The organism is Pseudomonas sp. TWI628 (assembly GCF_039673865.1).
Taxonomy (GTDB): Bacteria; Pseudomonadota; Gammaproteobacteria; order Pseudomonadales; family Pseudomonadaceae; genus Aquipseudomonas.
The window spans coordinates 80,624-93,682 of record NZ_JBDJMM010000003.1; the positions used below are offsets into that span (position 1 = coordinate 80,624).

A 13,059-nucleotide genomic window follows, 5' to 3' on the forward strand; every position below is an offset into this window, starting at 1 on the left:
AGGTTTATACGTAGTCAGGGCCCAACGTTCCTGATGCCGCCCCTGGAACAAGGATCACCTTCCGGCAGTTGTCCTCTTTCTGATCGAACAGCTTGTAGCCCATGGCTGCCTCCTCTAATGCAAGGCGGTGGGTGACTATCAGTTCGGGCTGCAGGCGTCCTGCTTCGATATGCTCGAGTAGCTCGGGAAGGTATTTTTGAACATGGGTTTGGCCCATCTTGAAGGTCAGGCCTTTGTCGAAGGCATCACCGAACATGAAACCGTGGATGAACCCCGCATAGACCCCGGGTACGCTGACTACACCGCCACGTCGCACAGCCGCAATGCTCTGGCGCAGGGCCTTGCCGCTGCTGCCTTCCAGCTTCAAGGCCGTCATCACGGTCTCAGTAGTGCTGCCTTTGGCTTCAAATCCGACCGCATCGATGACCGCATCCACGCCACGCATGCCTGGGGTCTGGCGAATGATGCTGTCGGCAGGATCGTCATCCTTTGCGAAATTGATCGGGATGATGCCGTAAGCATCCTGGGCATAGGCCAACCGGTAGTCGTTGTCATCGACCATGAAGAGGGTGGAGGCGCCCAGCATCCGTGCACAGGCCGCACTCAACAGCCCCACGGGGCCCGCGCCGTAGATCGCCACCGATGCCCCCTGGCCGATTTCTGCGTTGATGACTGCTTGCCAGGCAGTAGGCAAGATGTCGGACAGGAACAGCACTTTGTCATCGGCGAGGGTCGTCGGCACTTTGAATGGCCCGACGTTGCCTTTGGGCACCCTGACATAATCGGCTTGGCCTCCAGGGACGCCGCCATACAGATGGCTGTAACCGAACAAAGCTGCGCCGGGTGGAATGCCCTTTTTGTTGATGATCGCTCCGCGCCCGGTGTTGGTGGTTTCGCAGGCAGCAAACAGATCGTGCTGGCAAAAGAAGCAACTGCCACAGGCAATTACAAACGGGACCACGACGCGGTCGCCAACCTGCAGGTTTGTCACGTCTTTGCCGACGTCTTCCACGATGCCCATGAACTCGTGGCCGAAGATATCGCCGTGCTCTGTTTCCGGTATCTTGCCTCGATAGAGGTGGAGGTCGGACCCGCAGATGGCGGTAGCGGTCACCCTCAGGATGATGTCGTCCGCGTCGAGGATGATGGGGTCCGGGACGGTATCGACCCGGACATCGTTAGCGCCGTGGTAAGTCAGTGCTCTCATGCTGCTCGCTCCTGCATCACAAAAAATCGTGGGGGTATGCAGGGGAAGCCTCGTGGGCGGGCAAAGTTCAGAGCAACTTGTTCAGTGGTGATCGTGGATACTGAAAGGGCCAGCAAGCGCTAGTCGACGATACCCAATACCCAGGCGAACTGGCTGATGCTGGCGAGGTTGGGCAGTATGGCCCATGGCCTGTATTCACGGTGTCGAGCAGGGGGCCTTCGGGTTGTCCTTGTGTACGCCCTCATCGCCGCCCTGTTCGAGCGCCATCAGCGCAGGCATGTCGAGTATTTCCACCAGCCTGCCCTGCAGGCCGACGATACGCAGTGCGCGCAGGCGAGCGACGGAACGGCACACGGTTTCCAGGCGCAGGCCCAGGTACGAGGCCATGTCCTCGCGGGACATGCGCAGCACGAAGCCATGGGCAGAGTAACCGCGGCTGACAAAGCGTTTGGACAGCCCCACCAGGAAGCTGGCCAGGCGTTGCTCGGCGGTGAGGTTGCAGAGCATCAGCACGCGCTCGTGCTCACGTACGATCTCCCGGCTCATCAAGCGATTCAGGCTTTGCTGCAGCACGGGAAAGTCGCGCGCCAGGGTTTGCAGGCGGTGGTAGGGCACCGGGCAGACTTCGCTGTCTTCCAGGGCAATGGCGTCGCAGACATGGCGCTCGGTGGCAATGGCATCGAGGCCGAGCACGTCACCCGGCATCCAGAAATTGATCACCACGCCTTGGCCTTCGACGCTGTTGAGGCTGGTCTTGAAGCTGCCGCAGCGCACTGCATAGAGCATGGTCAGTGGGTCATTGGCATTGAACAGCGCGGCGCCCTTGCGAATGCGCATGCGTGGCCCTATCAGGGCGCCCAGGCAGCTGTTGTCGTGAAGGGGCAGGCCGGTGGGCAGGCACAGGCCGCTGACGCGGCACTCCTTGCACATGGACGCCAGCGGTCTCAGGTGAATCGGATTGGCCGCGTGCGATATATCGGCATGATCAAGCAGCGTGACCTTCAGTTGCCCGGACATCGTCAGGCCTCCTTCGCGCATCGACGTTCGGCCGACCCGCTACGGGGTGGGCAATTGGCCAACCTGTCGAACGAGTGGGGGGCGTTGAGGCGGGCAAGCAAGCGCTCGACGAATTGTTCGGCCTCAGCGGACGAGGTGAAGCTTACCCGGCAGTCATCCAGGCGTACCCACCAGCGGTTGTGTTCGGTGTTCTTCTCGACGTAGACGTTCATCGGAGCCTCCAAAGCCTGCATCAGCAAGACAACTGCGTGACAGTGCAAAACGAAGGCGTCCCTGCCGACAGCGGACCGAGGGCGCAGATGAGTTTGTCCTCGCGCACGATACGGTTCTTCTCAACGAAAACTGCTGCTTTCATGAGCGCCATGGCATGTCTCCCGAGGCACTGCGTGATTGTTCTTGATCTAGGGTCAGCGTGCGCCGGATTTGCCATCAATCATTGATCCGCATCAAGTTTGCACAGGGGCCGAATCGCCGTTCGTCTGCACGCTGCGTGAGTTGACAAACATCAAGCCGCGCGTGCGCCGGTGGCAGATGATCGAAACACGCTTCCCAACTGCAGAGGTGCGCCATGGACAACCCGCAAAGACTGTTGATGATCGCGTCGCCCCTGATGCGCCGAACCCCGGTCTATGACCGCGCTGCGGCGATGGCCAAGGCCAAGGGCATGGCGTTGCACATCGTCGCTTTCGATTACCTGGAGGGGCTGGCCACGGCGGGCCTGGTCAATGACCAGGCACTGGCGGTGATGCGCGACGGCTACGTGCGGCAACACCGTGAATGGCTGGAAAGCCAGGCGCTACCCATGCGGCGCAATGGCGTCACGGTGACCACCGAAGTGGTCTGGGCGCTGCACCCTCTGAACGAGATTCTGGTGCATTTGCGCGAGCAGCCCGTCGCCATGCTGATCAAGGAGTTCGAGCACGAGCCCTGGTGGATGCGCGCCATGTTCACGTCGCTGGACATCCAGCTGTTGCGCGACACGCGCATACCGTTGCACCTGGTGCACAACGCCAGCCACGCCTTGCCCCGCAAGATACTCGCGGCCGTGGACCTGTCCAGGCCCGAGGATCAGTATGAAGGCTTCAATGACCAGATCATCAGCGAAGCGCTGAAACTGGCCTTGCAGTGCAACGCCCAGATCGAATTGCTCTACGTCTACGACCTGGGGTCGATGTACCGCGACGCCGGGGGCAGCCGTGAGCATTCGTACCTGTTCGACTCCAACCTCGCCCAGACCCTTCATGAAGCCCAGAGCGAGGCCTTCCAGACGCTGGCCGAGCGCAATGGCATCGCCAGCGAGCACCGCCACATGCACATGGGCGATCCGGCCAAGGTCTTGGGACTGTTCATGGACAGCCATGACATCGACGTGCTGGTGATGGGCAGTTATCACCACCATGATATCGGCTGGTTCATCGGCAGTACCGCGGAGCGTGTCTTGCACCGGTTGTCCAACAGTGTGCTGGTGATCTCGCCCGAGCATTCCCAGGGGTAAATGCACGAGGCCCGCGAGGGCCTTGTCATTCAGGCGCTCAAGTCCAGTTCATGGACAATTTCGCTGACGTCACCGCCCAGGTAGCGTGAGCTGAAGCCTAGCGCCTTGGTCAGCCGGTGCATGGCGTAGTTGTTTGCCAGGTCCCGGGAGACCATGCACTGGTAGCCATTGCGCCGAGCCGCCTCGATCAGGTGCTGCAACAGGCGCTTGCCCAGGCCTTTGCGCTGCCAGTCCTCACTGACCGCCAGCGCGCATTCGCAGCTCAGGCTGCCCGCTATGCCGGCATAGCGGCTGACACCGACCTGTTGCAACTTGCCGTCCACATGGACCAGTGCGACATAGGCCATGCGCTGATGCTGATCGACCGGCATCCACCGCGGGTCGAGGCTGGGCATTGCGCCGCTGAGCCCGGCGATGAAGCGAAAACGCCTGGCCTCGTAGGCGATCGTGCTCAGGAAGCGCTTGTCCCGTTCGTGGTCTTCCTCGCGCAGCGGGCGGATCAGCACGGCTGAACCGTCGTCAAGCGTTTCGACCCAGTGCTCACAGGCTTGCACCTGTTCAGTTTGCTGCCCGTTCATGTTGCCTCCCGGTGACTTGATCAGTGCCTGGTGCAGCCGTTGTAACGTGGCCAAGCGGTTCGGTTCTGACAATGGTCAAGTTCAGCGCGGATGGCAGTTTTCTGATCTGCATCAAGCGCCATCGAGGCGGTGCGCGGAATATCGCCTGCATCACACCCCAGTGGCGCAAGCCCGGAGGTTCATCATGGGTCAATACCGACAACTGCTGGTGCTGCTCAGCGAGGTCGATGCGCATTCCGCCGCGCTGCGCAGGGCCCTGGCCCTGGCGCACGTCAGTGGCGCCAGCGTGCATGTGCTGGGGCTGTTCGAACCAAGCGAGGAGCACCTGCTGCGTGAGGAACGGCTCAATGAAGCCGACCTCAAACGCCAGTACGAACACTATCGGGCCACGCTGAGCGCCTTGGTCGAACGGCATCGCGGCAGTGGCATCACGCTGACGGTCGACACCCTGAATGCAGACGACATCCGCAGCACGGCGCTCGACTACATCAGTGAACTGCAGCCCGACATGGTCATCAAGGACAGCGAAACCGCCTCGGCCGTGGCGCGGCTGTTCAGTACGCCGCTGGACTGCGCCTTGATGCGGGGGTTCAAGGGCATCACCCAGTTTGTGCCGAAGTCGTCCGTCACGCTGCCCCGGCGCGTTCTGGTTGCCGTGGATACCGCGTTCAGCGAAACACCCGCTGTGCAGGAGCACTTCAACCGTGGGCTCATCCGCGCCGCCCAGGCACTGGCCCTGCAGTGTGATGCGCCGTTGCACCTGTTGTCGGCTTACAACCTGGCCGGCGTGTTCGCCGCGGACATGAATGTGACCCAGGCCTGGATCGACGAGATGCGCGAAGCGCTTCAGGAGCCATTCGACGCCTTGGCCGACGCCGAGGGCGTCGCGCCCGAGCGTCGGCACTTCATGGAAGGCGGCCCGCTACAGGTGATCCGCGAACAGGTGGCCGCACTGGATATCGATGCGCTGGTGATGGGCGTCGTGCAGCCCAAAGGGCTGGACAAGCTGCTGGGCGATACCACCGAACGAATTGTCAGCCATCCACCCTGCAGCGTCCTCGCAGTGCACCCTGACGTAGCCGAAACCTGGGAGCCATAGCCATGCAACTGACCTTTCTTGGCGGTACAGGCACCGTGACCGGCAGCAAATTCCTGTTGACCCGCGACAGCACGCGGGTGCTGGTTGACTGCGGGCTGTTCCAGGGCTTCAAGCAATTGCGCCTGCGCAACTGGGAGCCGCTGCCACCGGCTCTGCGCGCCCTCGATGCCGTGGTGCTGACCCACGCCCACCTTGACCATAGCGGTTATCTCCCGGTGCTGGCGCGGGAGGGCTACAGCGGGCCGATCTATGCCACCCCGGCGACCTGTGCCCTGGCAGAGATCTTGCTGTTGGACAGTGCGCGCTTGCAGGAAGAGCAGGCCGAGCATGCCAACCGCCACGGCTACTCCAAGCACACGCCAGCGCGCCCGCTCTATACCGAGCAGGATGCGAAACGGGCCCTGGCCCTGTTGCAGCCTGTGGAACTGCATCACCCGTTGCCGATTGCCGACGGCATGGAGCTGTTGATGCGCACCGCCGGGCATATCCTCGGCGCGGCAACGGTGCAGATCAGTGCCGAAGGCCAGACCGTGCTGTTCTCAGGTGACCTGGGCCGCCCTCAGGACCCGATCATGCGTGCGCCTGAACTGGTCAGGACGGCGGACGTGCTGTTGATCGAGTCGACTTACGGTGATCGCCAGCACCCTGACGAATCGACCGCGCAGTACCTGGCCAAGGTCATCAATGAAACGCTGCTGCGCCATGGCATCACCCTGGTGCCATCGTTTGCCGTCGGCCGCGCCCAGCTGCTGATGTACTACCTGTACACGCTCAAGCGCGACCGGCTGATCCCGGATATTCCGGTCTACCTGAACAGCCCGATGGCCACCGACGCCACCGCCCTCTACCAGCAGTACCGCAGCGAACATCGGCTGTCGGCCGCCGAGTGCGCCGCCATGTGCCAAGGCACGCATATCGTGCGAACGGTCGATGAGTCCAGGCACCTGGACCAGCTGCGCGAACCGGCGGTGATCATTGCCGCCAGTGGCATGGCCACCGGTGGCCGGGTCCTGCACCACCTCAAGGCGCTGGCCCCCAACCCACGCAACAGCATCCTGTTCTCGGGCTTTCAGGCTGGCGGCACGCGGGGTGCCGATATCGTCGCCGGTGCCCGCAGCGTGCGCTTGCACGGCGAAGACGTGCCGATAAGGGCGCAGGTGCATGCCATGGAGAACCTTTCCGCGCATGCCGACGCCGACGAGATCATGGAGTGGTTGCGTGGGTTTAGCCGGCCGCCTCGCCAGACCTACGTCATTCATGGCGAGCCGCACGCCGCCGACACCTTGCGACGGCGCATCAGCCTCGAACTTGGCTGGCAGGTTTGCGTGCCGGAGTATCAGGAAACCGTCGCCATCGACCCTGTGCGCTAGCCGGGTGCGGGAGGTGAATCATGAGTACGCAAGCAAGGGCCAAACTGCGGGCCTGGTTGCACAGGCCCAGGGGCAGCCTGGGTTGGATCGTGACTATCGTCGCTTTACTCGTCGCCGCGTCCGTCTATCGCGCCTTGAGCGCGAGCTGGCGCATGCCCATGCGCGATCCGGCGGTGCTCCTGGGCCTGCTGGCGTTGAGTGTGGCGCTGGGGTGGGCGGTGCAGCGGGGCGTCAAACGCACGGTCGGCAAGGTCATTTTCAATGGCCAGCAGACGGGTTGGCAGGCCAGGCTGGCGTTGCTCCGTTCAATCACCCAGGAATCGAACAGGTTGATGAGTGTGTTGCTGCTCCTGGTCCTGCTCGGTGCTGGCACTGTGTGGCTGGCGGGGCGCTCCGTGGCGCAGATCGTGGAAAATTGCACTGCCAACCTGCAGGCCCAGGTCGACGTACCCGAGGATGACAAGCTCGCTGCGCTGGTCGGCAAACCCGTGTGCACGTGCCTGGCTCAGACCTTTCTGCAGCGCAATGGGGTGTTGCGCCTGGCCCTGTTCGAAACGCCCATGCAGGAAGTGAGCGGCCTGAAGGCGCTGACCCCCGCTGATGAGCAGCGTTGCCTCGCGCAGTTCGACCTGGTGCCCGAGGCGGGGCGTGCAGTCACGCCTTGAAGCCATCAACGGCCCCCATCGGCAGCTGAAATGTCAGGCGCCCATTACGGCGCGGGAGGTGTTCATGTCCCATGATCTTGCCTTGCCAACCTTGTTTGCCGACCGTACCCAGGCTGGCCGATGCCTGGTCGAGCCACTGGCCCGCTACGCGGGCAGGCCCGACGTGATCGTGCTCGCACTGCCGCGTGGTGGTGTTCCGGTGGCCTACGAAGTCGCGACCGCCCTCAACGTCCGCCTGGACCTGCTGGTGGTGCGCAAGCTCGGCATGCCGTTTCACCCCGAGTTCGCCATGGGGGCGATCGCCAGCGGCGGAGTAACCTTCCTCAATGACGACATGCTGCGGGCCTATCCGGTAGACCCCGCGTTGTTCGACGCCGTGGTTGCCAGGGAAACCCAGGAGCTGGCCCGGCGCGAGCGGGCCTACCGGGGAGGGCGGCCAGCCCTGCAACTCAAGGGTCAGGTGGTGATTCTCATCGATGATGGCCTGGCGACCGGGGCCTCGATGAGGGCAGCTGTCCAGGCGGCACGCGCCCAGTCACCGGCGCGGATCGTGGTCGCTGTCCCGGTCGCACCGCCAGAAACGCTTGAAGCGCTGTACGGTGAAGTGGATGAGCTGGTGTGCCCGCTGGTCCCCGAGCAGATGGTTTCGGTGGGTTACTGGTATCAGGATTTCCCGCAGACGTCGGACGAGCAAGTGCTGGCACTGCTGCACGCTGCAGAGCTCGCCGAGCCTCGGCCCCCTCAAACACCAAATGGATAGGTTTCGTCCTCAGGCTCAAGATGCTGTTGTTTCGGCAAGGGCAGGGCAGTCACTGGCTGGGTCTGCTCGAACCACAGCAGCGCATCGAACTGCTCGGCCAGCACCGCTTCGAAGTAGTGGCTCAGCCGTTCGCTCTCGGGGCGATAGATGACACCGATGGCGCGTTCGAGTAGCGCCGTGGACAACACATGGCGCAGCTCCTTGCGCTGTGGGTCGCGCCAGTCGCTCAGGCAGGCCGGCACGCCTGCGAGGCGGAACTGGTGCTCCCAGCTGTCGCTGCGCGAAGGCCGGATGTCCTTGATCTGCATGTCGCCGTCCCAGTCATCGGCGGCGGCCACTTGGCCGCGGTCGGTGGCCATGCCGATCAGCACCGCGTCATGCCCGAAAGCGCTGCGGCAAAGCTGGCCGATGTTGAACTGGCCTTTCCAGCCCATTTCCGTGGCACCGGCATTGCCGATATGGGAGTTGTGTGCCCAGACCACCGCTTTGGCATGGGGCCCACGGTGCTCCAGCAGCGCACGCAAGGTATCGAACATGTGCCGGTCGCGCAGGTTCCAGGAAGCCGTCGAACCTCGGTAAATGGCGCGGTAGTACTGTTCCGCGGCGATGATGACACGGGCGTTCTGCGTTGCGTTGAAGAAGGCTTCGTCATTGCGGACAAGCCCTGACAGTTGCTCGGCGAGCATCACATTCAACTGCTGGATCACCGGTTGCTCGCAAGGCATGACGCCACCGCGCTCGACAAAGTGCCCATACAGTGCGGGGTCGTCCTGCCAAGGCGTCAGGCAACCATAGCGGCGGCGAGCCTCATGGGCCAGGTGCGGATCGACCCGGTCCAGATACGCCAGCACTTCATGGATGGAGTTGCGCAGGCTATAGACATCCAGGCCACGGAATTCCACGCGATGGTCGGTGGGCAGCAGGCGGTTGTGGCCGTGCAGCCAATGGGCGAAGGCTTTGACTTCGCTGTTGCGCCACATCCAGGTCGGAAAACGGCTGAAAATATGGCGTTTCCACGCCGAATGCGCCAAGCCGCGAACGTACTGATCGATATGCCCGGCATCCGGCCAGTCGGCCTCGACGGCGACGATGTTGAAACCATGCTGTTCGATCAGGCGCCGAGTGATCGCCGCTCGCGCCCGATAGAACTCGCTGCTGCCGTGGCTCGCCTCGCCCAGCAGGATGACCCGCGCGTCAGCGTAGCGGTCGAACAGGGCTGCGAATGCCGGTGTATCCAGGTCCGGCAAGGGTTCGGCGTATTGATGAAGCACCGGGGCAATATCGGCAGTGTCGACCTGATACTGCTTGCCGTAGAGTTTTTCCATCAATTTCTTCGAAGGGCCGTTCATGGGGATGCTTCCGTAGTCGGGCCGCCGCGCCTTGACCCGTCAGGGTGCGGCGGCCCAGGGTCAGATCAGGGAGAGCCGGTGAATGACTTGGCTGGGGTCATCCGGGTCAGCGGCGGTGGTGAACCCCGCCGCCTTGGCCAGATCGCGCATCGCCTGGTTGGCTGCTGCGTCGATTGAATACATCTGCCGCAAGCCCTTGGCCCGGGCATGGTCGGTCAGGTGCTTGAGCAGCAGGCGCCCCAGGCCATGGTGCTGCCAGCTGTCCATGACGGTAACGGCGCATTCGCACTCATCCTTGCCGCTGGCGGTGGCGTAGCGGGAAATGCCCACTTCCTGCAATTCGCCATCCACGTGGGCGAGGGCGACGTAGGCCGCCTGGCGATCCTGGTCGACCTTCATCAGCTGGTCGAGCATGGCTTCACCGGGCTCCCTGAGCTGGCACAGGAAGCGGAAATGCCGCGACTCGGGCGACAGCCGTTCAATGAAGGCTTTTTCTCGTTCTCGGTCCTGGGCCTGCAAGGGCCTGATCAACACGTGAACGCCGTTATCAAGGGCTTCGATCCAGTGTTCACCCGAAGGCTTGGGAAACGAAGGCGTTATATGTACTCGGGAAGTCTCGGTAGGCGCCATGGCAATGTCCTCTGTGTCGAATGAACAAGGAAGTCCAGTTTCGGCACCGGGCCCTGCGCTGACTTGACCGTTGTCAATTGCTTCACGCGTGCGTCCGACCCTTGGTCGGTCTTGCGGCCAACTTTTAGTGGAGCCGCTAACTTGAATAGATGCCCACCTGCAAAAAAGCGGAGGCATCGTCATGTCAGGCTCTGCGGAAATGGGGGCAAGGCCCCATGTGAAGTGCCTTGCGTGCTCGTTGAGCCGGCTTTGCCTGCCCGCCAGCCTCAGTGCTGACGAAGTGGACAAACTGGAACGAATCGTCCGCCGTAACCGCCCGTTGAAGCGGGGTGAGTACCTGTTCAAGGCCAATGAGCCCATGGAGCACGTATTTGCCCTGCGCTCCGGGGCGATCAAGAATTTTCTGCTCGATACCGAGGGCACCGAACGGGTGAGCGGCTTCATCCTGCCGGGGGAAATGCTGGGGCTGGACGCTATTGGTGCCAGTCATTACCGAAGCTATGCCATGGCCTTGGAAATCTCGCTGGTGTGCTCCATCAGGCTGGACCAGCTGGTGGACCTGTCCGGCCAGATTCCGGGGCTGCGCTACCAGTTGCTGCACATGCTCAGCCTGGGGATCCAGGGCAAGGACGAGCACCTGCGCTGCTGCCACGGGCGAGCCGACCAGCGGCTGGCGATCTTCCTGCTGGGCATGTCGACGCGTTACCAGGCGCGAGGATTGCGGGCGGATGTGTTCAACCTGCCGATGTCTCGTGGTGATATCGCCAACTACCTGGACCTCACGCTGGAAACGGTCAGCCGACTGTTCAGCCGCTTCGTCCATTCAGGTTTCCTGCAATGCGCTGGGCGTGAGGTCAGGCTCGTCGACATGCAAGGCCTGGTCAACCTGACCCGCCTGGAGGAACCCACTTGAGTGCGGCAAGCACCCGGTCATAGCGTTGCACAGGCCAGCTCTCGGGGTTGTGCCCAACCCAGATCGGGCGTGGCAGATGATCCGTGCGTATCCAGATGCGCTGCGCGGCCACGCCTGTTTGCCAGCACAGCCGGGCGACTTGGCGCGCCACCTGTGGCGGTGCGCAACAGTACACCGTGTCCGGGTGGAAGGTGGTCAGCAAGCGCCTGGTTTGCCACCCGCCGCCGCTGTCACGCGGCAGTGGCGACAGTGCCGTCAGCCAGGTTTGACAATCGTCAGGCAGCACTTCAGCCGCAATACCGTCATGTGACAGCTGCAATTGTACCCAGGGCAGCCAGCAGCGAATCTCATCCAGCGCGCCCAGCAAGGGCAGCAGGCCATCGGCGCGACTGATGGCCAGCAACCTTGAACTTTGCAGGGGCAGCGGCCAGGCGCTGCCAAGCGGCCCGGAATAGTCGAACAGGTCCCCCGCCCGACCCAAGGGCTGCGTACTGTGGGTGCTGACGATGAATTGCCCGGTCACGCCAGGCAGGCTCACGTAGCTGCATGGCCAGCACTCGGCGCGACGGCTGAGCACGCAGTACTGGCCAGCCATAGCTTCGCTGCATGGCTGGCTGCCAAGGGCCAGGCGCAGGAATTGCTGGATGCCCGGGCCCGGCAACGTTTGCAGCAAGCGGACGCTGGCACCACCCTCCCGGTTCATGGCTGCCTCGCACGGTAATTATGTCTTGCTGATATCAGCCTAGGCCGTGGCCAGTGCGGCATTTTGACCAGGATCAAACCGGCGGGCGGAAGGAGCGCCACGCTGTTGATAAAGGTCAAACGGGGGGCTGCCCCGCGGCACATGCTCGTGACGTCTCCCTGGGAGGCATTACTCATTCTAGGAGGTCGCCATGTCAGAAGTTGCCAAGAAAGTGCCTGTCACCCCAGTTGCCACCCAGCCCGCCAAAGGGTCGCCGCCCAGCGTCGAATCTTCGGATCTGTGGCGGCCCTTCCAGCAATTGCGCCGTCAGATCGACAGCCTGTTCGAAGATTTTGGCCGGCGGCCGATGCGTATGCCGTTCAGCCACACGCCGTTCGATGTTGAACCTTTCTGGCGGCGTGACCTGTTCACCCACGGCATGCCTGCCATGGACATCAGCGAACTGGCCGAGGAGTACCGCATCAGCGCCGAGTTGCCCGGCGTTGACGACAAGGACATCGAGATCAAGCTCGCCAACGGCAACCTGGTGATCCGCGGCGAGAAACACGAAGAAGTGGACGAAAAGCGCAAGGAATATCACCTCTCCGAGCGCCATTACGGCAGCTTCGAGCGGGTCTTCCAGCTGCCCCGTGAAGTCGACGCCGAGAAGATCAACGCCCAGTTCAACAAGGGCGTGCTGCTGGTGCACCTGCCCAAACGCGCCGAAGCCATCCATCCGGAAAAGGTCATACCGATCAAAAACAGCAATTGATCGAATCGATCCCCCATTCAGGAGCATGGATGCTCCGCCTTCTAGAGGTAGAGCACGATGTCCATTGGCAAATACTGCAACCGTGATGTGGTCACCGCGCCACCGTCTATCTCCATCAACGCCGCCGCACGCATGATGAGCCAGTACCATGTCGGCGACCTGATACTGGCCGAACCTGTCGACCGCGACCGTTGCCGGCCCATCGGCCTGATCACCGACCGCGACCTGGCGTTGCGGATCCTTGCGCGCAACCCACCGGATCAGGAAGACCTGCAGGCAGTCGATGTGCTGCCCCGGCCTCTGATCACCGCCAACCAGAACGAGGACCTGTTCGATGTCATCCTGAACATGCGACGCGCCAACATCCGACGCATTCCGGTGGTCGATGACTTCGGCCTGCTGGTCGGGATTGTCACGGCGGACGATCTGGTAGGGCTGCTGGCGGACCACCTGCATGAGTTGTCGTTGCTGATCCGTCAGCAGAGTCGGCGCGAGGAGGACCTTCGCGGCGAAGCTCTCTGA

The 13,059-nt window shown here is 62.6% G+C and carries 15 protein-coding genes; 8 read left to right on the plus strand and 7 right to left on the minus strand.

Going from position 1 to position 13,059, the window contains the following annotated elements:
• Positions 1-4: 4 nt before the first annotated feature.
• The 3 genes from ABE528_RS03110 to ABE528_RS03120 all read right to left on the minus strand — a co-directional run bounded on the left by ABE528_RS03110 (position 5) and on the right by ABE528_RS03120 (position 2,436).
• Positions 5-1,207, minus strand: coding sequence for a zinc-dependent alcohol dehydrogenase (locus tag ABE528_RS03110; protein ID WP_346652153.1), 1,203 nt, complete (start codon positions 1,205-1,207; stop codon positions 5-7).
• Between the two features lie 195 nt (positions 1,208-1,402).
• The gene (locus ABE528_RS03115) at positions 1,403-2,224 is read right to left on the minus strand and encodes a helix-turn-helix domain-containing protein (protein WP_152958219.1); all 822 of its coding nucleotides are present in this window, start codon (positions 2,222-2,224) and stop codon (positions 1,403-1,405) included.
• Positions 2,225-2,226: 2 nt separating this feature from the next.
• Complete coding sequence (locus tag ABE528_RS03120; protein ID WP_152958220.1) at positions 2,227-2,436, minus strand: hypothetical protein; 210 nt, start codon at positions 2,434-2,436, stop codon at positions 2,227-2,229.
• 356 nt (positions 2,437-2,792) lie between these two features.
• On the opposite strand from ABE528_RS03120, the gene ABE528_RS03125 reads away from it, so the two are divergent.
• Positions 2,793-3,719, plus strand: a complete 927-nt coding sequence (locus ABE528_RS03125) for a universal stress protein (RefSeq protein ID WP_346652154.1) — start codon at positions 2,793-2,795, stop codon at positions 3,717-3,719.
• A gap of 29 nt (positions 3,720-3,748) precedes the next feature.
• Here the strand turns inward: ABE528_RS03125 and ABE528_RS03130 are convergent, their stop codons facing one another.
• The gene (locus tag ABE528_RS03130; protein WP_346652155.1) at positions 3,749-4,297 is read right to left on the minus strand and encodes a GNAT family N-acetyltransferase; all 549 of its coding nucleotides are present in this window, start codon (positions 4,295-4,297) and stop codon (positions 3,749-3,751) included.
• A 184-nt stretch (positions 4,298-4,481) separates the two neighbouring features.
• Between ABE528_RS03130 and ABE528_RS03135 the strand changes: the two genes are divergently transcribed.
• The 4 genes from ABE528_RS03135 to ABE528_RS03150 all read left to right on the plus strand — a co-directional run bounded on the left by ABE528_RS03135 (position 4,482) and on the right by ABE528_RS03150 (position 8,191).
• Positions 4,482-5,396 (plus strand): universal stress protein, encoded by a 915-nt coding sequence (locus ABE528_RS03135; RefSeq protein WP_346652156.1) that lies wholly within the window; start codon positions 4,482-4,484, stop codon positions 5,394-5,396.
• A 2-nt stretch (positions 5,397-5,398) separates the two neighbouring features.
• Positions 5,399-6,766, plus strand: a complete 1,368-nt coding sequence (locus ABE528_RS03140; protein WP_152958223.1) for an MBL fold metallo-hydrolase — start codon at positions 5,399-5,401, stop codon at positions 6,764-6,766.
• A 158-nt stretch (positions 6,767-6,924) separates the two neighbouring features.
• Positions 6,925-7,431: a hypothetical protein gene (locus tag ABE528_RS03145; RefSeq protein WP_346652273.1), complete on the plus strand. Its 507-nt coding sequence runs from the start codon at positions 6,925-6,927 to the stop codon at positions 7,429-7,431.
• A gap of 64 nt (positions 7,432-7,495) precedes the next feature.
• Positions 7,496-8,191, plus strand: coding sequence for a phosphoribosyltransferase (locus tag ABE528_RS03150; protein WP_346652157.1), 696 nt, complete (start codon positions 7,496-7,498; stop codon positions 8,189-8,191).
• On the opposite strand, the gene ABE528_RS03155 is transcribed toward ABE528_RS03150, so the two are convergent.
• The gene (locus ABE528_RS03155) at positions 8,173-9,540 is read right to left on the minus strand and encodes an erythromycin esterase family protein (RefSeq protein WP_152958225.1); all 1,368 of its coding nucleotides are present in this window, start codon (positions 9,538-9,540) and stop codon (positions 8,173-8,175) included. The two genes, ABE528_RS03150 and ABE528_RS03155, sit on opposite strands and share 19 nt — an antisense overlap.
• A 60-nt stretch (positions 9,541-9,600) precedes the next feature.
• Positions 9,601-10,170 (minus strand): GNAT family N-acetyltransferase, encoded by a 570-nt coding sequence (locus ABE528_RS03160; protein WP_346652158.1) that lies wholly within the window; start codon positions 10,168-10,170, stop codon positions 9,601-9,603.
• Positions 10,171-10,351: 181 nt separating this feature from the next.
• On the opposite strand from ABE528_RS03160, the gene fnrB reads away from it, so the two are divergent.
• Complete coding sequence (gene fnrB / locus ABE528_RS03165) at positions 10,352-11,083, plus strand: Crp/Fnr family transcriptional regulator FnrB (protein WP_152958227.1); 732 nt, start codon at positions 10,352-10,354, stop codon at positions 11,081-11,083.
• On the opposite strand, the gene ABE528_RS03170 is transcribed toward fnrB, so the two are convergent.
• Positions 11,052-11,786 carry a hypothetical protein gene (locus ABE528_RS03170; protein ID WP_346652159.1) on the minus strand — a complete coding sequence of 245 codons (735 nt, stop codon included), beginning with the start codon at positions 11,784-11,786 and terminating at the stop codon, positions 11,052-11,054. The two genes, fnrB and ABE528_RS03170, sit on opposite strands and share 32 nt — an antisense overlap.
• A gap of 190 nt (positions 11,787-11,976) precedes the next feature.
• On the opposite strand from ABE528_RS03170, the gene ABE528_RS03175 reads away from it, so the two are divergent.
• Both ABE528_RS03175 and ABE528_RS03180 read left to right on the plus strand, forming a co-directional pair.
• Positions 11,977-12,537, plus strand: a complete 561-nt coding sequence (locus ABE528_RS03175) for an Hsp20/alpha crystallin family protein (RefSeq protein WP_346652160.1) — start codon at positions 11,977-11,979, stop codon at positions 12,535-12,537.
• Between the two features lie 57 nt (positions 12,538-12,594).
• On the plus strand, positions 12,595-13,059 hold the full coding sequence (locus ABE528_RS03180) for a CBS domain-containing protein (RefSeq protein ID WP_346652161.1): 465 nt from the start codon (positions 12,595-12,597) through the stop codon (positions 13,057-13,059).